Origin of the sequence: Amphibacillus jilinensis Y1 (assembly GCF_000306965.1) — a bacterium.
Lineage (GTDB): Bacteria > Bacillota > Bacilli > Bacillales > Amphibacillaceae > Amphibacillus_C > Amphibacillus_C jilinensis.
This window is the reverse complement of the sequence record NZ_JH976434.1, coordinates 675,984-698,232: the sequence shown is the minus strand read 5'-3', so window position 1 is coordinate 698,232 and position 22,249 is coordinate 675,984. Positions and strand designations below refer to the sequence as shown.

Sequence of the window (22,249 nt, the reverse complement as noted above, 5' to 3'; positions counted from 1 at the left end):
TTTTGTCCGACTAATTTACCTGTATATACCACACGTTCTATAGCAATTGAAATAGAGGAGACTCTTGCGGGAATAGCACGAGTCCGAAGATCCACTTTAGAAGCGGGTTTTGCTTCTAAAGTTAGCTGAGGCCGTGCCCGCAGAAAGCGAGTCTATTTCACATTGCAATGACTTTTTGAAAGAACCGTTCGTGTTTTAGACAATCATTTTTGTTTCGTCCCGCCCTTTTTTACACGGAACACTTATTTGATTTCGAAGGAAGATATGTTAAGTCGACGCTTTTGTTTTCGCTATTGCTCCGTGCTTTATGTTCTTTTAGCTTTTGTTATTTTCTGTTAACCTCTAAGAATAAGTCATTTGGTCGATATTGAGCGAGTATGTTATTATTTAGCTAATCATACTTGCGAAAAGGGGAGAAATGATGAATATTCTATTTGTCTGCACAGGAAATACATGTCGAAGTCCAATGGCAGAAGCGATAATGAAGGCGAGAACAAATCATCATGTGAAATCAGCAGGTATTTCAACTGTTGACGGTATACCAACAAGTGAGGGGACGGTTAAGGCGCTTAAATCAATGGAGCTTGATTTTGAAGGGCAATCATCACAACGGATTAATGATCAACTGGTGGATTGGGCTGATTTGATCTTAACGATGACGCGTCAACATAAACAAGTCGTTGCTACTCAATATTCGCGTGCTTTTGAAAAATTGTTTACATTAAAGGAATATGTAAGTGATGACGCTGATGAGAAATGGCAAGACTTAAAGAAAGCTTACCTTAACTTGGAAGAGAAACGCATGCTTGTTCATGAAGAACATGGCCACCAACAAACAGAGCAACAACTCAGAGCATTTTTAAGAGAAGAACAAGACGAAATTGAACGTATAGAGAAAGAGTTACCAAACTATGATATTGCCGATCCACTTGGGATGGATCAGCAAGCCTATCAAGAGACATTGGCCGAAATTAATGATGCGATTGAGACGTTAATAAAAAAATTGTCAGAATAATAATAAAGCAACTGTTCTTTCTGTCGAAAAATGAGTACAATATAAGAGACTATAATGACTGAGAGGTGTGTGTAAGGATGAAAGTCGTACTAGCATCAGATCATGGTGGGTTTGAATTAGCCAGTGAAATCGAAGCCTTTCTGAAAGAACTAGATATTGAAGTCGATAATATCGGGTGTGGTTGTCCAGATTCTGTGGATTATTCAGATTATGGGATTCCAGCCGCAGAAAAGGTGGCTGAAGGCAAATATGATCGTGGTATTGTCATTTGCGGGACAGGTATTGGCATGTCGATAGCAGCTAATAAAGTCAGAGGCATTCGCTGTGCGCTTGTTCATGACGTTTATACAGCACGTGTAACGCGAGAGCACAATGATTCTAATGTCTTGGCAATGGGTGCACGTGTTATTGGTGTCGATCTAGCGAAAGAAATCGTAAAGACTTGGATTGGTGGCCAATTTGAAGGTGGTAGACATGCGCGACGTATTGGGAAAGTGACGGAATATGAATCGAAATCAAACTGAACCACTAAATTGTGAAGAGCTTGATCAGCAACTTAGTCAACTTGTTAAAGAATGGCTAGCGAATGACAACTTTAAAACAAAGTGTTCTCTAGTCATCGGCTGTTCAACAAGTGAAGTCATGGGTCATGTGATTGGCACATTGGGTAATGAGCAAGTAGCTGAGCGTATCTTTAAGGCGATGAAGCAACTTCAAGAAAAAACAGGGGTGGTTCTATTATTCCAGTGCTGTGAACATCTAAATCGTGCCCTCGTTACTGAACGTAATTTTGCTGAAGCTAAAGGTTATGATCCGGTTCATGTGGTGCCAGCCTTAAAAGCAGGAGGGGCAATGGCTACTTATGCCTATCGCAACCTTGATGATCCTGTTTTAATTGAATTTGCTCAAGTCGAAGCAGGTATTGATATTGGTGATTCCATGATTGGCATGCATATTAAACATGTAGCTGTTCCTGTAAGGTTAGAACAAAATCAGATCGGTCACGCGCGTGTGAACGCGGCTTATACACGTCCTAAGTTAATTGGGGGAGAGCGTGCAGTCTATAGATAATACAGCTTCAATTAAGGAATATTCAATTTAGATAAGGGGATGAAGAAAGATGGAAAACGTAAAAGCTCACGACATAGAACTATTTGAAGCAATTGAAAAAGAAAGGGCACGTCAACATGATAAAATTGAGTTGATTGCCTCAGAAAATTTTGTATCTGAAACAGTGATGGAAGCACAAGGATCTGTGTTAACAAATAAATATGCAGAAGGTTATCCTGATAAACGTTATTATGGTGGTTGTGAGTATGTCGATATCGCAGAAAATCTAGCGCGTGATCGTGCCAAGCAATTGTTTGGCGCTGAGCATGTTAATGTTCAGCCACACTCAGGTGCACAAGCTAATATGGCTGTTTATCATGCTTTTTTGCAACCGGGTGATACAGTACTTGGCATGAATTTATCACATGGTGGTCATCTAACCCACGGAAGCCCTGTTAATTTTAGTGGAAAGCTTTATCAGTTCGAAGAATATGGTGTTGATAAAGAAACAGAAACCCTTGATTACGAAGTGGTACGCCAAAAAGCATTAGCTGTTAAACCAAAACTTATTGTCGCTGGCGCTAGTGCCTATCCGCGATCAATTGACTTTAAGGCGTTTCGCCGTATTGCTGATGAAGTAGGGGCTTATTTAATGGTTGATATGGCGCATATTGCTGGTTTGGTCGCAAGCGGTGAACATCCAGATCCGATTCCTTATGCAGATTTTGTCACGACCACGACGCATAAAACATTGCGTGGCCCACGGGGTGGTATGATCTTAACGAAGGCAGAATATGCGAAACAAATAGATAAAGCTGTTTTTCCTGGTATCCAAGGCGGTCCCCTTATGCATGTCATTGCAGCAAAAGCGGCTGCTTTTAAAGAAGCACTTGCCCCTGATTTTGCTGACTATGCGAAACAAATTATAGCAAATGCTAAAGCTTTTGCTCAAGCACTTGAAAAAGAAGGTGTACGTCTCATTTCAGGTGGAACAGATAATCATTTATTATTACTTGATGTACGTAGTCTTAACTTGACAGGAAAAGAAGCTGAAGAAGCACTTGATGATGTGGGTATTACTACGAATAAAAACACGATTCCATTTGATCCAGAAAGTCCATTTGTCACAAGTGGGGTACGCGTTGGAACGGCTGCCGTAACGACGCGCGGCTTTAAAGAAACAGAGATGGAGGAAGTCGGGAAAATTATTGCTTTCACGTTAAAGCATCATGCGGATGAAACGAAACGACAAGAAGCACGCGCGCGTGTTAAAGCATTGACAGACCAATTCCCTTTATATCGTTAAACCAATAAATAACCGACAGGGCTTTATGCACTTGTCGGTTATTTATTGGTCCATTTTCAGAAAGGATTTTCACTTGAATGAGTCAGGTCATTAGTGTTCGTCAAAATAAATAAGATCTATACTCTATTTCGAGATGGGCGTTTTAAGGACGATTATCTGTGATAAAAAACATTTTTCAACAAAATTCCTACTAAGATGACTTGAAAGCGTTGTGAAATTTCAGTACACTTTTATAGATACATCATTTTAATGAGGAGTGGTCAAACGATGGGAAATGTATTTGTATTGGATCATCCACTAATTCAGCACAAGTTGACCCACATCCGTAAAACGGAAACGGGAACAAAAGAATTCCGAGAACTTGTTGACGAAGTCGCAGGTTTAATGGCTTATGAAATTACTCGTGATTTACCAGTCACTCAGGTGACGATTGAAACCCCAGTGGCAAAAATGGAATCGAATGTTTTAAGCGGAAGAAAAATTGGAATCATCCCGATTTTACGCGCAGGGCTTGGTATGGTAGAAGGTGTCCTTCGCCACATCCCAACCGCCAAGGTCGGTCATGTTGGCTTATACCGTGATCCCAAAACGTTAATGCCGGTGGAATACTATATTAAAATGCCTAATGATATAGCGGAAAGAGAATTAATTGTTGTTGATCCGATGCTTGCCACAGGCGGTTCAGCTAAAGATGCGATTGATTCACTCAAAAAAAGAGGAGCCCAAAATATTAAATTAATGTGTTTAATTGCTGCTCCAGAAGGTGTCGATCTTATTAAAGAGGCACATCCTGATGTCGATATCTATTTGGCTGCTATGGATGAGCGACTCAACGAAAAAGGTTACATTGTCCCAGGTTTAGGTGATGCAGGTGATCGTTTGTACGGCACAAAATAACGCGATCTTTTCTTTCCGAATCACTACTCTATAACTACATATAGAACCATTTGTATTTGACAAAAACACTCCTGTTCGGGAGTGTTTTTTTGTGGTTAAAAATGTATGATCAATGATCTGTTATCACATACTACATTTAAAAAGGGGACTACATATAGTGAAGTTAACGTCAATAATGAGTCTAATCATTTTTCTCTCCTTAACAATAACACCACAAGTAAATGCAGCCATTGACACCAGTCGTGTATTAATTGAACTTGAAACAGCTACTGAAAAATTCGAATCAGAACTAGCGCGAGATTTTCCGAATGTGACAATAATCGAGCGCTTCGATACGCTATTACAAGGTCTAGCTATCGAAGGTAAATCAACACAACTTGAACGCATTATTAAACATCAATCCGTAAAGCAAGCTTATCCAATTACTACATATACGGTAAATCCACAACACACCGAGCCAATATCCGTTCCAACCACCTCAATAAAATCAGTCGATCAAGATGAATATACAGGGAAAGGTGTAAAAGTAGGCGTGATTGATACAGGTATTGATTATCAACATCCTGATCTAGCCCCGAATTTTAAAGGCGGTTACGATCTCGTTGATTTTGATGATGATCCGATGGAAACAACAGCAGATCAAGGTATACCAACTATTCATGGCACACATGTTGCTGGGATTATAGCAGCGAATGGTGCTTTTCAAGGTATGGCGCCAGATGCTGAATTATATGGTTATCGCGGTTTAGGACCAGGCGGGATGGGAACAACCATTCAAGTAATTGCTGCTTTAGAAAGAGCTGTAAATGACGGCATGGATATTATTAATTTATCATTAGGGAATGCGGTAAATGGACCAGATTGGCCAACGAGTATTGCAGTGAATCGTGCTGTTGAGAAGGGGGTTTCTGTTGTTATTGCTAATGGCAACACCGGTCCAGATCTATGGACAGTTGGTTCACCAGCAACGGCAACAGACGCCATTTCTGTTGGCGCGTCGACACAAGTCTATACTGAACCTATTTTAGAAGCGTTTCCTCGCAACCGTAAAATGGCACTAAAACAAATGGCAGGTAGTGCTGACTGGGAGCTAACCCGTGACTATCCTGTGGTAGATGGCGGGCTTGGTACGGAGGAACTTGCCGATGCGACGGGACATATTGTCTTATTTCAACGGGGTGAAGTAACATTTACTGAAAAGATGGTTAGAGCTGAAGAAGCAAATGCTGAAGCGGTACTCATATATAACGATAGTGATGAGGAAATTGAAGCAAGCATAGATTATTTATCTGAAACTCCCGCTGCTATCATTGGTAAGGATGATGGCAAGTGGTTAGTAAAACAAATGCATGACCAGAAGAAGTTGTGGTTAAGAACTACCTTTGTCACACATGATAATGAGATTGCTCGTTTTAGTTCGAGGGGTCCTGTTACAACGAGTTGGCAAATAAAACCCGAAGTTGTCGCTCCTGGCGTTGATATTTTGAGTACCATCCCAGATGGCTATGCCAGTTTGCAAGGTACGAGTATGGCAGCACCTTATGTAACAGGTGTATTAGCAGTATTAAAGCAAGCCCATCCCAATTGGACGCCTCAACAGTTGAAGGGCGCTTTGTTGACACAAGCAGAGCATTTACCTGAACAAATCCCAACAGAACAAGGGATGGGGCAAGTGAATCTTGAAGCTGCTATTAACACACCTATTATTATTGAGAATCCAATGGCAAATCTCGGTTTAGTTCAAGACAGAAAAGAAATTAAAACACATCATTTCACAATAGAAAATGTATCTGATCAAGCCACTTCGATTCGATTTGAGCGCTCGAATCTCCAAGCGGGGATGAGTTGGAGGTTTCCTTCTACAATCACGATTGAACCGGGACAATCGAGAGATTTACCGGTTTCGGTTACATTACGACCCGATCAACTGGAGCAGGGCATCCATCAAGATTATCTCAGCATAGTAATTGATAATCAACACTATCAGTTACCTTATTTATTCATTAATCAAACCGCAGCTTATCCTAAGGTTGCTGGATTTGAGATTGAGCCTATCTCTGCTTTTCCGGATCGTTATCAGTGCCGGTTACAGTTGGCAGAAACGAGTGATCAGATCATAATTGATGTTTATGATCCCTTTACCTACGCGCATATTGGACGTGTCTATGAGCAAGAAGATGCTGAAGCGGGGATGTTAGAAGTCCAATTAGATTTAAGTGAATATAAAAATCAAGCAGACTATCTATTTAATGTCACAGTGATCAAAGATGAGGACGTTCACTATTACCAACATCATTATCATTTATGAAGTAGATCCTATAACCTCAGATGAAACGCCCCCTTCGCTTAGACGTGGCAAAGGGGGGTGTTTATATCGCTGATAACCGTCTGAAAACAACCAGCTCAAAATAGAGGACAGAGGTAAATCTATTTAGGTGAACGATAACGGACACAAATGTCTTACTCACTTTGTCGACGGTTCTTCTTGTATTTAAGAACAAGAGGTTCGCTATATTCAACTATAATTAGTATGTAACCGCTTTTAATTGTGAAATTTTCATGTCTATACGCTTTTTTTGACAACGAGTGTTATAATGGGATTATTCGGTTTAAAGATCGAGTTGAAATACGTTGGAGGTAGTCAAATGGATCATTATCAACAAATGATAAGATGCCAAAGGAAATGGCTTCAAGGCATGATATTGATCATGATTATTGGGACGGTTTTAACTTTAGGTCAACGAACATGGCTTGGTTTGTTGCTAGGAAGCTTAGCGAGCTACACAAATTTATGGTTACTGCAAAGACATATTAATCAAATTGCTGAAGTCGCCATGGGATATAGACGATTTGCAACAGCTGGGACAATTAGCCGTATTGGCTCAGCTTTACTTGTCGTGGCGTTAGCATGGCGATACGATGCTTATATTAATTTTTTTGCAGTGGTTATGGGGCTGATGCTCAAGTACGTTGTTATCTTGCTTGAGGCCTTTGTTCGTTTAAAAACCGAATCATTAAAATAGAGAAAAGAGGTGAGAATAATGGATCATGGTGCACCAATTATTGAGAATCTATTTGGGATACCTTGGTTAAGTATTGATTTGTCAAGTGCCATGATGATGGTGGTTTCATGTTTGATTGTCTTTATTCTTGCTGTGTTAGCAACACGCAATTTAAAGATGAAACCGACCGGTATCCAGAACTTTATGGAATGGGTCGTTGATTTTGTTAAAAAGATCATTAATGACTCGATGGATTGGCGTACCGGTAAAGTTTTTTTACCATTAGCTTTGACGTTAATTACGTTTATTTTTATTAGTAATATTTTGGGTGTAATCGTTATTGGGGTCTATGATGGTGATATTTGGTGGAAATCACCAACTGCTGATGCAGGTGTGACCTTGACCTTAGCAGGTTTTATGATCATTATGACTAACTTTTATGGTGTAAAAATGCGGGGGACAAAAAAGTATGCTAAAAGTTTTGTCAAACCTGTATTCTTCATTTTGCCATTTAAGTTAATTGAAGAGTTTACCAATACCATGACTCTGGGTTTCCGTTTGTACGGTAATATATTTGCTGGAGAAATATTACTCGGTTTAATTGCAGAGATGGCATTTGTTACACTACCGATCGCCTTTATTGGTGCTCTTATTCCTATGATTTTGTGGCAAGGATTTAGTTTGTTTATCGGCGCTATCCAAGCTTTTATTTTTACTACGCTGTCTATGGTCTATATGTCACATAAAGTAGAAAACCATTAATAAGGCAATATAGAGAGAGGTTTGTCTAATTACAGGACCTCAACAACTTGAACTGAATTTAGAGGAGGAAAAAACATGGAAGCTATAGCAGCCGCTATTGCCGTTAGTTTTGCAGCATTAGGCGCAAGTTTTGCTAACAGTATTATTGTAAAAAGTACAATCGAAGGGATTTCACGTCAACCTGAATTGCGTGGACCACTCCAAACCGTCATGTTAATCGGTATCGCACTTGTAGAGGCAATTCCAATTCTTGCTGTCGTTGTTGCCTTTATGATCTTATAAAGGACATTGTAATTGTGGAATAATTTATTGTTATGGAAGGAGTGGCTATGGTGCAACACGTCGTAATCGGCGCAGCCGTTGGTGGTTTGCATATTGGTAATATTATCGTAACACTTGTCAGTTTTACTGCGCTTATTTTTCTTCTGAAGCGTTTCGCTTGGGGGCCGTTAATTAAAGTGATGGAAGAGCGCGAGCATTTTGTTGCCACAGAATTGGAAACAGCTCAAGAGAAGCGAGTCGAAGCAGATCAAGCGATTAAAGAAGCGGATCAGAAATTAGAACATGCGCGAAAAGAAGCGAAACAAATTGTTATTGATGCAAAGAAGTCGGCAACCACTTTAGAAGAAAATATTTTAGCTGAAGCCCGAGATACAGCGAAAAAGATGAGACAAGACGTTGAAGAGGAAATGGCTGTCGAACGTCAAGAAGTATTGCAAGAAATGCAATCAGAAGTAGCTGATATCGCGTTTCAAATAGCTATGGATATTATCCAAAAGGAAATTAGTCCAGAGGATCAAAAACGATTAATTCAAGAGCGTTTGGATCGCTTAGGAGAGGACAACTCATGAAAAACCGTCTAAAAGCTAGACGTTACGCCGAGGCCTTGTATCAAGTGGCTAAAGAACAAGAACATCAAGATCGTATTGAATCTGAATTGCAAGTGATTAGAGAGGTTTTTCATGATAAATCAGATTTGGTTGGTTTCCTTCAGAATCCACAGCAATGGCTGAATAGAGCACGTATTATCAAATCGACTTTTACAACCTTTTCTGCCGAAGTTGTTAAGACCTTATTGATCATGGTTGAGCATCATGCAGAAAAAGATGTTGTTGCTATGGTCGATCATTATGTCCGACTATTAAACCAAGATCGCTGTACTGCTATTGGAGAAATACGGACGGCTGAACCATTATCTGAGGAAGAAAAAGCGGAAATATCAAATCGGTTCGCTCAAAAATTTGGTTACCAACAACTTAAATTAAATAATATTGTTGATTCACGTGTGATTGGTGGTTTTAAAATTATTGTTAATCAACAAGTATACGATGCGTCCGTTCAAGGTCGGATTCAAAAAATGAAACGGAATTTTGTTCCGTTATATAAAAGGTGATAGGGGTGAAATGGCATGGATATCAGAGCTGAAGACATTAGCGCCCTGATAAAAAAACAAATCAAGTATTATCAGAATGACACGGAAATACAGGATATTGGGACCGTTATCGAAACAGGAGATGGTATCGCCCAAATCTATGGTTTGAACAATGCCATGTCTGGTGAGCTTGTTGAATTCTTAGATGGAACAATGGGTTTAGTGCAAAGCCTTGAAGAAGATCGTGTCGGAGTGGTTATTCTTGGTTCTCACCTTTCGATTCGAGAAGGCGATGAAGTTCGACGAACAGGTCGAATTATGGAGGTGCCCGTTGGTGAAGCATTACTAGGACGTGTGGTCAATCCTTTGGGCCAGCCAATAGATGGTAAGGGGCCGATTAATACGGATCAGACGCGACCGGTTGAATCTCCAGCACCTGGTGTTATGGATCGGAAATCGATACATGAACCTGTTCAAACTGGGATCAAAGCGATCGATGCACTTGTACCGATTGGACGAGGCCAGCGTGAGCTCATTATTGGCGATCGGCAAACAGGAAAAACAACTGTGGCCGTCGATACCATACTTAATCAAAAAAATCAGAATATGTTTTGTATTTATGTGGCGATTGGACAAAAAGATTCCACGGTGCGGGCTACTGTAGAAACATTTCGCAAGTATGGAGCACTAGATTATACAATTGTTATTAATGCCGGTGCTTCAGCGCCAGCACCACTACAATATTTAGCGCCGTATGCTGGTATTGCAATGGGTGAAGCATTTATGTATAACGGTCAACATGTTTTAGTCATTTATGATGACCTGTCAAAACAGGCAGCTGCTTACCGTGAGTTATCGTTACTATTAAAGCGTCCCCCAGGAAGAGAAGCCTTTCCAGGTGATGTCTTTTATTTACACTCAAGACTATTGGAGCGAGCAGCGAAGTTAAGTGATGAGCTAGGTGGAGGATCTCTTACCGCTTTACCGTTTGTCGAAACACAAGCAGGTGATATTTCAGCTTATATTCCAACGAATGTTATTTCGATTACGGATGGACAAATCTTTTTGCAGTCTGACTTATTCTTTTCTGGGGTAAGACCTGCGATTAATCCAGGGTTGTCGGTATCACGTGTTGGTGGGTCAGCGCAAACGAAAGCAATGAAGAAAGTAGCGGGAACACTAAGAATTGATTTGGCTTCATATCGCGAGCTAGAATCATTTGCACAATTCGGATCAGATTTGGATCAGGCGACAATTGCTAAATTAAACCGCGGTAAACGTACCTTAGAGGTATTGAAGCAAGGTTTGCATAAACCGATTGCCATGGAGAAGCAAGTCATGATTATTTATGCATTGATACACGGTTATTTAGATGACATTCCAGTTGAGGATATCAATCGTTTTGAATCAGAATTTTATACCTATTTAGATGGTGGTTATTCAACGTTATTAGAGCAAATTCGACAAAGTGGACAATTAGCAGAACCAGAAGACATGGAAGAGGCGATTGTTACTTTTATGAAGCAGTTTGTTCGGTCAGTATAGTGTCGAAGGAGGATGAGTGATGATACCCTCGTTAAGAGAAATCCAAAAGCGAATCAATTCGACTGAAAAAACGAAACAGATCACTAATGCGATGCATATGGTGGCGGCATCTAAGCTAGGTAAATCAGAAACAACCAATCATGCTTTTGTTGCTTACGCTGAAAAAATTGAGGAAATGGTCCATCATATTGTTGAAAGTTATGGTGAGCATAATCATCCGATTATTATTCCACGCAAAGTGAAGAAAACAGCTTACTTTGTTGTGACGGCCGATCGTGGATTAGCTGGTCCGTTTAACAGCCAAGTGTTGCGTCGTTTGGAAGAGATTATTGAAGAACGCCATCATTCACCACGTGAATATACGATTATATCGATCGGAAGAATAGGCAGGGATTATTTTAAGAAGCGGAACATGCCTGTGCTAAGAACGGTAACAGACTTGCCAGACAGCCCATATTTTAGTGATCTTGAGGACTTAACCTTTGATACGGTTCAGTTTTATTTAGATGGTGAATTTGATCAGCTTGAAATGATTTATAATCATTTCTTATCAGCAATGACTCAAGAAGTTCGTTCAAAGCGGATTTTGCCGTTGATTAGTGAAGACGATGTTGAAGATTTGAAGAAATCACGGCACAGTGAATTTATTTTTGAGCCAAATGAAGAAGGGATATTAAAATCACTTTTACCACAATATGCAGAAAGTTTAATATACGGTGCTTTCCTCGAAAGTAAAGCAAGTGAAAATGCAGCGCGGATGAATGCGATGCGTAATGCAACAGATAACGCTGACAAAATGATTTCAGATTTACGTATGCAGTATAATCGAGCACGTCAATCTCAAATCACGCAAGAATTGTCAGAGATTATTAGTGGAGCAGACGCGCAAAAATGATTAAACGTTTGTTATAGGAGGAATAATCGATGAGTAAAGGATATGTCACACAAGTCATTGGCCCCGTCATCGATGTTAAATTTGATGAAGGTGAATTGCCGAATACAAACGATGCGTTGATCGTGAGTGCACATCAAAATGAGCAAATCGTTGAGATTACGCTTGAAGTAGCACTTCACCTTGGTGACCATAAAGTTAGGACCATTGCGATGTCTGCAACAGAAGGGATTAGACGTGGCGATCAAGTCACAAATACGCATGCCCCTATTAAAGTGCCAGTAGGAAAAGAAACATTAGGTCGAATTTTTAATGTATTAGGCAAAGAAATAGATGGAGAAGCACCATTAGCTGAAGACACCAAAAAACTAGCAATTCATCGCCCTGCTCCGGATTTTCGTAAGCTGTCGACCGAAACAGAAATATTAGAAACAGGTATTAAAGTTGTCGATTTACTCGCTCCTTATATTAAAGGGGGTAAAATAGGACTATTTGGAGGCGCAGGTGTTGGTAAAACAGTGCTAATCCAAGAATTGATACACAATATTGCTCAAGAACATGGGGGTATTTCTGTTTTTGCCGGTGTTGGTGAAAGAACGCGTGAAGGTAACGATTTGTATTTTGAAATGAAAGATTCAGGCGTCATTAAGAAAACAGCGATGGTCTTCGGGCAAATGAATGAGCCACCAGGTGCAAGGATGCGTGTAGCATTAACAGGTTTAACCATGGCTGAATATTTTCGAGATAAAGAGCGACAGGACGTTCTGCTGTTTATTGATAATATCTTCCGGTTTACCCAAGCAGGATCGGAGGTATCGGCATTGTTAGGACGAATGCCATCAGCTGTTGGTTACCAACCAACGTTGGCTACAGAAATGGGTCGTTTACAAGAGCGTATTACATCAACGAATCATGGTTCGGTTACATCGATTCAAGCCATTTATGTACCAGCTGACGATTATACGGATCCAGCACCAGCGACAACTTTTACTCACTTGGATGCGACAACAAGTTTAGATAGAAAATTGGCAGAGCAAGGTATATATCCAGCCGTTGATCCATTAAATTCTTCATCGCGTGCATTGGATGTGAATGTCGTTGGAGAAGAGCACTATAAGGTGGCCCATCAAGTACAGCAAACATTGCAACGTTATCGCGAATTACAAGATATTATTGCAATTTTAGGTATGGATGAATTGTCAGATCAAGACAAAATCATCGTTGCCCGCGCACGTCGGATGCAATTCTTTTTATCACAAAACTTTCATGTTGCTGAACAGTTTACTGGGCAACCAGGATCTTATGTACCAGTAAAAGAAACGGTTCGGGGCTTTCAGGAGATTTTAGCAGGGAAATACGACGATTTACCTGAAGATGCTTTTCGTCTTGTAGGTACGATAGATGAAGCTGTTGAAAAGGCGATGAAAATGGTTTGATTCAAAGGAGGGGCAGACGGTGAAAAAATTAACAGTTGAGGTGGTTACGCCAGATGGTCGTATTGTAAATGATCAGTTTGATATGGTCGTTGTTCACTCTGAAAAGGGGGAATTAGGGATACTGCCTGGTCATGCCCCCTTAATTGCTCCATTAATTATTAGTTCAGCGCGCTTAAAGACAGGAAATGAATCAATGAAAGTTGCAATAGGTGGAGGATTTATTGAAGTAGATCAAGATCATGTAACATTACTGGCTCAATCGGCTGAGACACCGGCGAAAATTGATGTCCAACGTGCGCGAAAGGCTAAAGAAAGAGCAGAGCGTCGAATTCAACAAAAACGTGATCATGTTGATTTTAGAAGAGCTGAGCTTGCGCTGAAACGAGCAATCAATCGACTAAATATGATAGATGAAGATATCTGATATAAAAAAAGCTTTAACGCGGTGATATACTGTGTTAAAGTTTTTCTATATCGGCTGGTTATCTTGTTGAACACTATTAGTTAAATATGAGCGCTCTTTTAAAATCCTTTATCACAGATAACCGTTCGAAAAAAAGCCTAGCACAAAATAGAGAGTTGAGGATCTGTTTAGTCGAGAGCTAACGGGCACGAATGTCCTGATATTCCAATCACCTTTTAATAGGGAAAGAATGTTTTCCTTACTGATTGGAGCATCGTTTTATTGTAGTTGTAAATAGCGTTCTAAGGTTGAAGACAAACATGATGATTGCTATCGGTTAGACTTTTTTCATGCTCATATAAAATGTTATTACGACATAAATCAGCTATATTTCCTGGGAAATAACAAATTATTTAGGGAGGGCTAAAATGATTGAAGAACTTGGTGTACAAGCGCTAATCAATATTTTCTCTCATTTGATTTTCATCTACATCACATGGCAAGTTATACAAGCGGTCAGGTTAGATGGTATTTTTAAGAAAGATAGAATTATAGAAGGTCGAATACTGGTTATTTTGATAACGATTGTTATTGGCTCAACAGTGAGTCGGTTTTTTATTGATTTAATCAATTGGGCGCAGCAAGTCTTATATCTGTTCTAAAGATTAACATGTCGAGTTATGACAAATGATTAGGCGTATAGCCATCTTTCACTTGGTCGATAATGATAGATAAAATCAAGTGAGGGTGTTTGTTAATGTCTAAAGTTATTATTCAAAGTCTTATTGCTGTTATAATATCCCATGTTTTATTTCTAGGAAGAGGGGAAACGGCATTACATGAGTTGATCAACTTTGCTGATGCCTACCAATATCAAATTGAAACAGGCGAGCTTCTGATTAAAGAGTCAATATCATTCGAAACATTTGAAAAGATAAAGAGCTTTATAGAAGAAACGGGCTTTTTACATAGTGATCAGTCTAAAGAGAAGTATGTCAGGATGCTTAGTCCAAATATAACAGAAGAATTAACTATTGTTAAATCCCGAAAACAGCAGCAACTTATGCTAAATTACCACCTTTCTGGTGATGTGGTTGAACTATTTGAAAATAAAGATCTATATAATCAATTTAAATCATTAATTGGCACGATTTACACAAATAATATGCACAATTATGCTTGTGTTCAGTTGACTGGAAATGGTATTATAGATGGTGGTTATTTTTTTGAGAAATTACAAAGTGATTTAATGATTACCGAGGTCAATAGACTAGTAGAAGAAGATTTCATTGTTGTCTCTGGATTATCAGATCAGTTCAAGAGTGAAATTCCTGTAGAAGATGCAGGGATGAATGTGCAAATAGCGAGTCGAATAGGAAGAGATGGTGAAACCACCTTTACAATTGGCACACCTATCCTAACGACTGAATACTAATAAAATATAGACTTTGATGTTAGAGGAGAATGAGCCTTGGAAAAAATAATAATAAAAGGTGGTCGCAAGTTATCTGGAACAGTAAAAGTTGAAGGCGCTAAAAACGCCGTTTTACCAGTGATTGCTGCTACAATTATGGCGAGTAGTGGTAAAACAAAGATTACTAATGTACCGACTTTAGCCGATGTATATACGATGCAAGATGTTTTGACTCATATCAATACAAAAGTACAAATGATTAATAATACTTTAACTGTAGATGCCACACAGCCTTTGTTAACAGAGGCGCCATTAGAATATGTGACGAAGATGCGAGCTTCAGTCCTTGTACTAGGTCCGTTACTTGCACGGTATGGTCATGCCAAAGTAGCAATGCCAGGCGGATGTGCCATTGGCTCAAGACCGATTGATTTACATTTAAAAGGCTTTGAAGCAATGGGAGCAGAAGTTCATGTTGGAAATGGCTATGTAGAATTATATACTCATAAACCTTTGAAAGGTGCAAAGGTTTATTTGGATATGCCTAGCGTTGGAGCAACAGAAAATATTATGATGGCGGCTGCGTTAGCAAAGGGTAAGACAGTAATTGAAAATGCGGCCAAGGAACCAGAAATTGTTGATCTTGCTAATTTCCTGAATAAAATGGGTGCTAAAGTTGTTGGTGCTGGAACAGAAAATATTAAGATTTATGGTGTTAATCAACTTCGTGGAGCAGAACATGCTATCATCCCTGATCGAATTGAAGCAGGAACGTTTATGACAGCAGCCGCTATCACGGCAGGTAACGTGCTTATTGAAGGAGCGGAACTAGAACATTTACGTTCTTTAATTTCTAAAATGGAAGAAATGGGTGTAATTGTTCAAGAAGAACTTAATGGCATTCGTGTGATCGGACCTGATAAGCTAAAAGCTGTTGATGTAAAAACCCTTCCTCATCCGGGCTTTCCAACAGACATGCAATCACAAATTATGGCTTTAATGCTCCAAGCGCAAGGAACAAGTGTTATTACAGAAACTGTTTTTGAAAATCGCTTTATGCACGTTGAAGAATTTCGTCGTATGAATGCTCAAATAAAAATTGAGGGTCGCAGTGTCATTATCGAAGGCCCAGCTAATTTACAAGGAGCAGAGGTGCAAGCTACTGATCTGAGAGCTGGTGCTGCTTTAGTGCTAGCGGGACTTGTATCTGAAGGATATACCCGAGTGACTGAACTTAAACATATCGACCGTGGCTACGTTAACTTAGCAGAAAAACTTCAATTACTTGGTGCAGATGTCGAACGTGTTAAAATTGAAGAAGCAGGTGTAGCTGTCGATCAACTGGAAAAAATTTCATCATTATAGAAAATATTTTATTTCAAATGAAAGTGGTGTAACACGCTCTACGGTGCTTTAAAGTACTGTGGAGCGTGGTTTTTGTTTATAAAGTAAGAAAGTATAAAATTTTAATGTCATCATGTAGTTATTTTAACCGTAACTTCGGCTACGAAAATACACTCCGCGTTCCTGAGGGACAACCTCAGCTAATTTTCGGTTTGTCCTGTTCCTCAAGGAGTTTTCGTATAAGCTTTAAGGAGAAGTTTGAACCCCTTCGACATAAAATCTTCATTACTTGATTTGACATCTTGAATTTCTAGAAAATTAGTGCGCTCTTCTTCAAATGCTTTTTTCAAAGACAAAACGTTATTTATATTAGAAAGCAAAAGGAAGCAAATACTTTGAGTATAAAAGCTTTTGAAAAATTTAATCTTCACATATGCTTATTCCCTTCATAATAAATTAAACTAATGCATTAATTTTTAACATAGTTTATAATAGAAAATTAATACAATATATAGATAATATTAGAAAGGTGTTTCGAATTTATGAATTTATTAACATCTTCAATTTGTTTTTCTTTTTCTTTTGTCATGTATATTTATCTGTTTGGCTTGAAGCTTGATCATTCCGTAAAATATGAGAATTGGTTATTCATTTTTCCAATTCTACTTACTGTAATGGGAGTATATGCTTTATTTGAGCATGTAAAAAGTAAAAGTGTATAACTGATTTGGTGGTCACCCCCAAAAGCTAGAGTTTTTCTTAAGTTATGATAAAATCAGTTTTGCCACATGAAAATTCGCAAGTTATTAAAAATTCAACACAAGCTCATTTTTAAAAATAAATGCTAAGTTATCATCTATTCATCTTTTAACATCTTTTCTTTTGCTCCGTTTGCTTCATATTAATCGTTGTCTTCAAAAATGATGTCCTAACTCTTCGCTTGCAAGTAAGGCGGTATTATCCGTGAGTGAGAAAAATTATTCGCGAGAGAAGCGATGCATGCCTTGCTATGAGAAATCATTTTATTCTGTATTGAGAAGTTTCACTTACCTCTAATGAGATAATCCTCCTGAACGATAAGACCATCCGCATAGTCTAGTGACAAATAGCATATAGTTTATTGTTAATAATCACTTTAGATTGGAGGGCTTTATTATTAAACCCATATCAAAAGAGCACAATGTTTTCAAACCTATCCTTATTGTACTAATGATCTTAATTATTGTTGCACTTGGCCTACCATCATCAATTGTTCTGTTAAGCTCTAAAGAACCGCTACCAAGTCAAACATTGGTAGACGATCAATCAATAGAGCATGATTTAAATGAAGAGAGTGTGATTACCGTAAATGTCGAACGTTCAGAAACAGATCAAGTAGAATCGGTCCCGCTCGAACAATATGTGATTAGCGTAGTCGCTTCAGAAATGCCTGCTGACTTTGAACTAGAGGCCTTAAAAGCGCAAGCATTAGCGGCTAGGACATATATTGTTCAATATCTGATGGCAACCGGTTCGTTGGATTCTGATAAGACGATTACAGATACAGTTCAACATCAAGTATACCGTAGTGAAGAAGAGCTTAAAGCATTATGGGGAGCAGATTTTAACTGGAAGTATGAGAAAATAAGTGAAGCGGTGACAGTTACGACTGGGGAGATATTGACTTACAATGATGCCTTGATTACACCTGCTTTTTTTTCCACAAGTAATGGTAAAACAGAGAACGCTCAAGACTATTGGGAAAATGAGCTTCCTTATCTTATTAGTGTAGATAGTGAATGGGATAAGGATTCGCCGCGATTTTTAGATCAAAAAAGTATACCTATTGATGAGGTGGAGCAATCTCTTGGCATAACTATTCATGAGATCGTCTCTTCACCACGTATGACATATACTGAAAGTGACCGTGTGCAGACTGTTGAATTGGGAGGGCAAGTCTTTACAGGTAGAGAGATTAGAGAGAAGTTAGATTTAAAATCAACTGATTTTACTATTGAACAAAAAGATGACCACCTTGTTTTCACCACTAAAGGGTTTGGCCATGGTGTTGGGATGAGTCAGTACGGGGCTAATGGTATGGCTAAGGAAGGAAAGGATTATAGCGATATTGTGCTCCATTATTACCAAGGTGTCGACATTTCAATGATAACAGAAGCAATTCCGACCCTTGTTGCAAAAAAATAAAAATTAAATGTATATAAATTCCTCTTTCTGATCAGAATGGTTTCTGAGGTGATGAAAATGAAAGAGGAAAAACGTGGATTATCATACCACTGGAAACGAATCATTAAGAAAAAAGGATTTTTCCCGGCACTTTATCTTGTTGTTGCTGCGCTCTTACTAACTGGTGTGCTTTGGTATCAAAATATGGATCGTATTTCAGAGCCTGATTTGAACCTTGATCACAACTTGCAAGATGAATTGCGCGGTGACAACCAGCACCGATTAGATGAAGCATCTGATCCGGTAACAAGCCCAGTCGAAAATGTTAGTTTGCCTGTTTTATCAGAAAGTGAGACGCAAATTGTCACAAAGTTTTATGATCATGAAGTAGAACAAGAAGATCAAGAACAAGCCCTAGTGTTCTACAATAATAAGTACTATCAAAGTCAAGGGATTGATATTGCGGCTAGCACAAGTGATCCTTTGCCAGTAGTCGCAGCACTAAGTGGCGAAGTTGTAGAAGTGAAGGAAGATCCGTTATTAGGCTTTGTCGTTCAAATTGAACATGATCACGATGTATCAACTTATTACTCTAGTTTAACAGATGTTGAGGTTAAGATTGGTGATAAGGTAGAACAAGGAGATGTACTCGCCCACGCCGGAACAAGTTTATTCGGTCAAGACAAAGGTACGCATGTACACTTTGAGTTGCGTAAGGAAGGGCAAACGGTGAATCCTGAGACATTTTTAGAACAACCCGTCACAGATATTGTTATCACTAATGCTGAAGATGTGACAGAAGACCAACCAGATCTAGAGCAAGAAGAACAAGAAGAACAAGAAGACAAGTCTGAAGAGGAAGATCTTGAATCCGGAAGAACAACGACACATAGTTAATTATTTAGCAAGAGGGTGGGACATAACTAAATAATGAAATGGCGTATCCGAACATTCTGAACAAAGCGTAGGAAAAACACGTAGACGCCTCGAAAATAAAGAACGATTTTCTTCGTGCGATGTATGATCGAGGACGCTTTCCTTATCCTGTGGGAATAGCACGAGCTGAGGATCCACTGTGTGAAGTGTACTTCTTCACACAGTGGAGGAATGTTAGACTAACTTCGTCCCGTCCTGGGACAACGTCTAACTGACCTACATCCTGTAGGCCCGAAGCCGTGCCCACGGAAAGCGAAGTGTTTTACCGAAGCGCTATATGTATCAGACATTAATGTTCGGATTTTTCTTATCTTGTTACGCTTTTGTCCCAGGCTCTTTTTTATCCCTTAAGAAAGGACAGGCTAGCAAGCGTCGAAGTGAAATTTTAAAGTGACAAGTATAAGGAAAGTTAGTATATTTGCTAAAAGGACAGTTGAATGCAAGTTTTCAAATTACAATAAGATCAGGTGACTCAGTCAAAACTTTTTACATAGATCAACAGATTTTATTCAAATGTGTGAAAGCGAAACAATGTTTTAATTATTAAAATAGTATATAGTTTAGAGTGTTGGTATGCTATGAATAGTCATTATTGTCGAAGAGTTAAATTATTTGTCGAACGATTTTACCGTTTTTTCTCTTGTAAATTTCTGAGAATATGTAACAATAATAGTGTAGAATCTAAGGGGAGGGAGGCAGCTAGTGTCGAATAAAGAAGATTATCGCAAGCAACAATTAAATTTAGATGCTGAGGCCTATTTCTATTGGCTTGAGTCTCATGTGGACAAGCAAGACCACCCCCGTCTATTACGCGATTTTTTTATGACAACAAATGACGCTTACTCTCAATGTGTGGCTCTAGAATTTCTTTATATGTACGGCTATTTTGATTTAGTAGAGCAGATGATTGAAAAAAATAAACAAAGTAAAAATAAGGTTAACCGAGATTGGGCATATGTGTTTGAATTAATAATGGCTAAATTGAATAGGCAAGTACATTTAGAGCTATTGTTAGAAGGGGCTCAACGATTAAATACCGAAGATCCAGCTTTGTCTTGTATTAATCAAGTATTTATCATTTCGATTCATTTTGATATGTTTGAATATGAAATACTTGGAAATAAACTAGATCGGCTTTTAATACAAATAAAAACCATTTCGCATCCTATTATAGCACCATTAATTAATCAACGGTTAGAATTGGTGTTGTTTCATAACTATTGGAGGCGCAATGAAATGATTTTAGCTCGAAAGCATGGGTTTAATGCCTTAGCGGGAACAAAAAACCGTTACGTACTTGCTAATTTGCACATTAATTTAAGTTTATCGTATATATTCGATGAATTTGAGTCTGCCATCTTCCATCTTAATGAATCAAAGAAAAATGCAGAAAGCCTAAATTTAACATGGATCATTGATATGATAGACAACCAAAATATCCCTTTCTTGTGTGCTCACTTTAATCGAGCTTGTGATATAAAAACACCTGTTAAAAGCGAACAAGCCCATCTAGCCATTGCTAGGGGAGATCTGAAACTTGCACAGCATTTACTATCGGAAGTAACTGAAGATACACCTTTTACTAAATACTATGTAGGGCGTGCTTATCAGGATCGTCGCATTTTACTTCAAGCCTATAACGAATTTATCGAGAAGCGAAGCGATCATTTTTTTGCACGTTTACCTCTGACAGCATTGAAAGCTTTGTAGCTTCAGTTTTTCATAAAAATAATTAAGGAGGTGACAAGAGATGAAACGTAAATTTGTTTCAACATTAATGGCAGTTATAGTGATCACTGTTTTAAGTGTTGTCCAGCTAAGCACGACATTGTCTGCTAAAGCCGAAGTTACACCACTAGATCCAGGACGTGGAACGATTGTCAGCAATCCAGGTGAAAGTATTAATGACCCAGGACGTGGAACAATTGTTAGCAATCCAGGTGATAGCATTAATGATCCAGGACGTGGAACGATCTGTAGTGATCCAGGACGTGGAACGATTGTTTAAGTTTAATAATGATAAGTCGACTTCTTTTATAAGAGAGGTCGACTTTTTTTATCGTTCTAAAACACGCATATTCAAACGTTACCACTAATAAAATGATACAAACTACACAAAGACGGTCTGAGGAATTGTATTTAAACTATACGTGCTTATTCGTGCCAATCTAACTTCCCACACCTTGGCCAAACAACAGGAGGAGGCAAATGATGTGCATGATTATATTAAAGAAAGAACCATTAGAATTGGTCGACATATCATTGATACAAAAAAGACAGTTAGAACGATTGCTAAAGAATTTGGTGTATCTAAAAGCACGGTTCACAAAGATCTAACAGAACGTTTACCAGAACTAAATCCTGAGCTTTCTATTCAAGTAAAAGAAATTTTAGAACACCATAAAGCGATTCGTCACCTTAGGGGTGGAGCAGCGACTAAACGAAAATATGAACAAACTTCTAACTACTAATCACAGGGTGTGATCCTTCCTATTCCCTTCCCACTTTTTATCACAAGTAATGGATGAATAACGTCATTTAAACGCTTAAATAGTTGATAGAGCAAATTAATTTTGACAAAAATTAATGAAATACAAGATTTTGCACAATCTATTTACAAAATAGATTAACTTTACTAACCAATTTATGCTATTATATATTATTAGAGGTAATATCGTTTTTCGGAAGTTATTTACATAGGGAGGATCGAAT

23 protein-coding genes are annotated in these 22,249 nt (G+C 38.7%); all 23 read left to right on the top strand.

Going from position 1 to position 22,249, the window contains the following annotated elements; translation table 11 throughout:
- Positions 1 to 421: 421 nt before the first annotated feature.
- Complete coding sequence (locus B494_RS0103820) at positions 422 to 1,015, top strand: low molecular weight protein arginine phosphatase (RefSeq protein WP_017471045.1); 594 nt, start codon at positions 422 to 424, stop codon at positions 1,013 to 1,015.
- Between the two features lie 77 nt (positions 1,016 to 1,092).
- Entirely contained in the window at positions 1,093 to 1,539 is a 447-nt protein-coding gene (rpiB, locus tag B494_RS0103815) for a ribose 5-phosphate isomerase B (RefSeq protein WP_017471044.1), read from the top strand.
- The gene (locus B494_RS0103810; RefSeq protein ID WP_017471043.1) at positions 1,520 to 2,086 is read left to right on the top strand and encodes a TIGR01440 family protein; all 567 of its coding nucleotides are present in this window, start codon (positions 1,520 to 1,522) and stop codon (positions 2,084 to 2,086) included. Before rpiB ends, B494_RS0103810 begins: the two co-directional genes overlap by 20 nt.
- A gap of 49 nt (positions 2,087 to 2,135) precedes the next feature.
- Entirely contained in the window at positions 2,136 to 3,371 is a 1,236-nt protein-coding gene (gene glyA, locus B494_RS0103805; protein WP_017471042.1) for a serine hydroxymethyltransferase, read from the top strand.
- A gap of 267 nt (positions 3,372 to 3,638) precedes the next feature.
- Positions 3,639 to 4,268 carry a uracil phosphoribosyltransferase gene (gene upp, locus B494_RS0103800; RefSeq protein ID WP_017471041.1) on the top strand — a complete coding sequence of 210 codons (630 nt, stop codon included), beginning with the start codon at positions 3,639 to 3,641 and terminating at the stop codon, positions 4,266 to 4,268.
- 157 nt (positions 4,269 to 4,425) lie between these two features.
- A complete protein-coding gene (locus B494_RS0103795; RefSeq protein ID WP_017471040.1) occupies positions 4,426 to 6,576 on the top strand; it encodes a S8 family serine peptidase in 2,151 nt (716 codons plus the stop codon).
- Positions 6,577 to 6,913: 337 nt separating this feature from the next.
- On the top strand, positions 6,914 to 7,291 hold the full coding sequence (locus B494_RS0103790; protein WP_017471039.1) for an ATP synthase subunit I: 378 nt from the start codon (positions 6,914 to 6,916) through the stop codon (positions 7,289 to 7,291).
- Positions 7,292 to 7,309: 18 nt separating this feature from the next.
- Positions 7,310 to 8,032, top strand: a complete 723-nt coding sequence (atpB, locus tag B494_RS0103785; RefSeq protein WP_017471038.1) for a F0F1 ATP synthase subunit A — start codon at positions 7,310 to 7,312, stop codon at positions 8,030 to 8,032.
- A gap of 75 nt (positions 8,033 to 8,107) precedes the next feature.
- Positions 8,108 to 8,314, top strand: coding sequence for a F0F1 ATP synthase subunit C (gene atpE / locus B494_RS0103780; RefSeq protein WP_017471037.1), 207 nt, complete (start codon positions 8,108 to 8,110; stop codon positions 8,312 to 8,314).
- Between the two features lie 50 nt (positions 8,315 to 8,364).
- Positions 8,365 to 8,883: a F0F1 ATP synthase subunit B gene (atpF, locus tag B494_RS0103775; protein ID WP_017471036.1), complete on the top strand. Its 519-nt coding sequence runs from the start codon at positions 8,365 to 8,367 to the stop codon at positions 8,881 to 8,883.
- Positions 8,880 to 9,425 carry a F0F1 ATP synthase subunit delta gene (locus tag B494_RS0103770; protein ID WP_017471035.1) on the top strand — a complete coding sequence of 182 codons (546 nt, stop codon included), beginning with the start codon at positions 8,880 to 8,882 and terminating at the stop codon, positions 9,423 to 9,425. Before atpF ends, B494_RS0103770 begins: the two co-directional genes overlap by 4 nt.
- 15 nt (positions 9,426 to 9,440) lie before the next feature.
- Positions 9,441 to 10,949, top strand: a complete 1,509-nt coding sequence (gene atpA, locus B494_RS0103765) for a F0F1 ATP synthase subunit alpha (protein ID WP_017471034.1) — start codon at positions 9,441 to 9,443, stop codon at positions 10,947 to 10,949.
- A gap of 22 nt (positions 10,950 to 10,971) precedes the next feature.
- Positions 10,972 to 11,844 (top strand): ATP synthase F1 subunit gamma, encoded by an 873-nt coding sequence (gene atpG / locus B494_RS0103760; protein WP_026065139.1) that lies wholly within the window; start codon positions 10,972 to 10,974, stop codon positions 11,842 to 11,844.
- A 29-nt stretch (positions 11,845 to 11,873) separates the two neighbouring features.
- Positions 11,874 to 13,277, top strand: a complete 1,404-nt coding sequence (gene atpD / locus B494_RS0103755; protein WP_017471032.1) for a F0F1 ATP synthase subunit beta — start codon at positions 11,874 to 11,876, stop codon at positions 13,275 to 13,277.
- A gap of 19 nt (positions 13,278 to 13,296) precedes the next feature.
- Positions 13,297 to 13,701, top strand: coding sequence for a F0F1 ATP synthase subunit epsilon (locus B494_RS0103750; RefSeq protein ID WP_017471031.1), 405 nt, complete (start codon positions 13,297 to 13,299; stop codon positions 13,699 to 13,701).
- A 407-nt stretch (positions 13,702 to 14,108) separates the two neighbouring features.
- The gene (locus B494_RS0103745) at positions 14,109 to 14,342 is read left to right on the top strand and encodes a DUF1146 family protein (protein WP_017471030.1); all 234 of its coding nucleotides are present in this window, start codon (positions 14,109 to 14,111) and stop codon (positions 14,340 to 14,342) included.
- Between the two features lie 95 nt (positions 14,343 to 14,437).
- On the top strand, positions 14,438 to 15,115 hold the full coding sequence (locus B494_RS0103740; protein WP_017471029.1) for a YwmB family TATA-box binding protein: 678 nt from the start codon (positions 14,438 to 14,440) through the stop codon (positions 15,113 to 15,115).
- 36 nt (positions 15,116 to 15,151) lie between these two features.
- Positions 15,152 to 16,459 (top strand): UDP-N-acetylglucosamine 1-carboxyvinyltransferase, encoded by a 1,308-nt coding sequence (gene murA, locus B494_RS0103735; protein ID WP_017471028.1) that lies wholly within the window; start codon positions 15,152 to 15,154, stop codon positions 16,457 to 16,459.
- 1,119 nt (positions 16,460 to 17,578) lie between these two features.
- Complete coding sequence (gene spoIID / locus B494_RS0103720) at positions 17,579 to 18,622, top strand: stage II sporulation protein D (protein WP_241211391.1); 1,044 nt, start codon at positions 17,579 to 17,581, stop codon at positions 18,620 to 18,622.
- Between the two features lie 57 nt (positions 18,623 to 18,679).
- Positions 18,680 to 19,498 (top strand): stage II sporulation protein SpoIIQ, encoded by an 819-nt coding sequence (locus B494_RS0103715; protein ID WP_017471024.1) that lies wholly within the window; start codon positions 18,680 to 18,682, stop codon positions 19,496 to 19,498.
- Between the two features lie 741 nt (positions 19,499 to 20,239).
- On the top strand, positions 20,240 to 21,247 hold the full coding sequence (locus B494_RS0103710; RefSeq protein WP_017471023.1) for an AimR family lysis-lysogeny pheromone receptor: 1,008 nt from the start codon (positions 20,240 to 20,242) through the stop codon (positions 21,245 to 21,247).
- Positions 21,248 to 21,287: 40 nt separating this feature from the next.
- Positions 21,288 to 21,545 carry a hypothetical protein gene (locus tag B494_RS0103705; RefSeq protein WP_017471022.1) on the top strand — a complete coding sequence of 86 codons (258 nt, stop codon included), beginning with the start codon at positions 21,288 to 21,290 and terminating at the stop codon, positions 21,543 to 21,545.
- Positions 21,546 to 21,750: 205 nt separating this feature from the next.
- The gene (spoIIID, locus tag B494_RS0103700; protein ID WP_017471021.1) at positions 21,751 to 22,008 is read left to right on the top strand and encodes a sporulation transcriptional regulator SpoIIID; all 258 of its coding nucleotides are present in this window, start codon (positions 21,751 to 21,753) and stop codon (positions 22,006 to 22,008) included.
- Positions 22,009 to 22,249 lie beyond the last annotated feature (241 nt).

Coding starts and splice junctions, on each gene's coding strand:
- B494_RS0103820 (WP_017471045.1), top strand. CDS start 422: ATGAATATTCTATTTGTCTGCACAGGAAATACATGTCGAAGTCCAATG.
- rpiB (WP_017471044.1), top strand. CDS start 1,093: ATGAAAGTCGTACTAGCATCAGATCATGGTGGGTTTGAATTAGCCAGT.
- B494_RS0103810 (WP_017471043.1), top strand. CDS start 1,520: ATGAATCGAAATCAAACTGAACCACTAAATTGTGAAGAGCTTGATCAG.
- glyA (WP_017471042.1), top strand. CDS start 2,136: ATGGAAAACGTAAAAGCTCACGACATAGAACTATTTGAAGCAATTGAA.
- upp (WP_017471041.1), top strand. CDS start 3,639: ATGGGAAATGTATTTGTATTGGATCATCCACTAATTCAGCACAAGTTG.
- B494_RS0103790 (WP_017471039.1), top strand. CDS start 6,914: ATGGATCATTATCAACAAATGATAAGATGCCAAAGGAAATGGCTTCAA.
- atpB (WP_017471038.1), top strand. CDS start 7,310: ATGGATCATGGTGCACCAATTATTGAGAATCTATTTGGGATACCTTGG.
- atpE (WP_017471037.1), top strand. CDS start 8,108: ATGGAAGCTATAGCAGCCGCTATTGCCGTTAGTTTTGCAGCATTAGGC.
- B494_RS0103770 (WP_017471035.1), top strand. CDS start 8,880: ATGAAAAACCGTCTAAAAGCTAGACGTTACGCCGAGGCCTTGTATCAA.
- atpA (WP_017471034.1), top strand. CDS start 9,441: ATGGATATCAGAGCTGAAGACATTAGCGCCCTGATAAAAAAACAAATC.
- atpD (WP_017471032.1), top strand. CDS start 11,874: ATGAGTAAAGGATATGTCACACAAGTCATTGGCCCCGTCATCGATGTT.
- B494_RS0103745 (WP_017471030.1), top strand. CDS start 14,109: ATGATTGAAGAACTTGGTGTACAAGCGCTAATCAATATTTTCTCTCAT.
- B494_RS0103740 (WP_017471029.1), top strand. CDS start 14,438: ATGTCTAAAGTTATTATTCAAAGTCTTATTGCTGTTATAATATCCCAT.
- B494_RS0103715 (WP_017471024.1), top strand. CDS start 18,680: ATGAAAGAGGAAAAACGTGGATTATCATACCACTGGAAACGAATCATT.
- B494_RS0103705 (WP_017471022.1), top strand. CDS start 21,288: ATGAAACGTAAATTTGTTTCAACATTAATGGCAGTTATAGTGATCACT.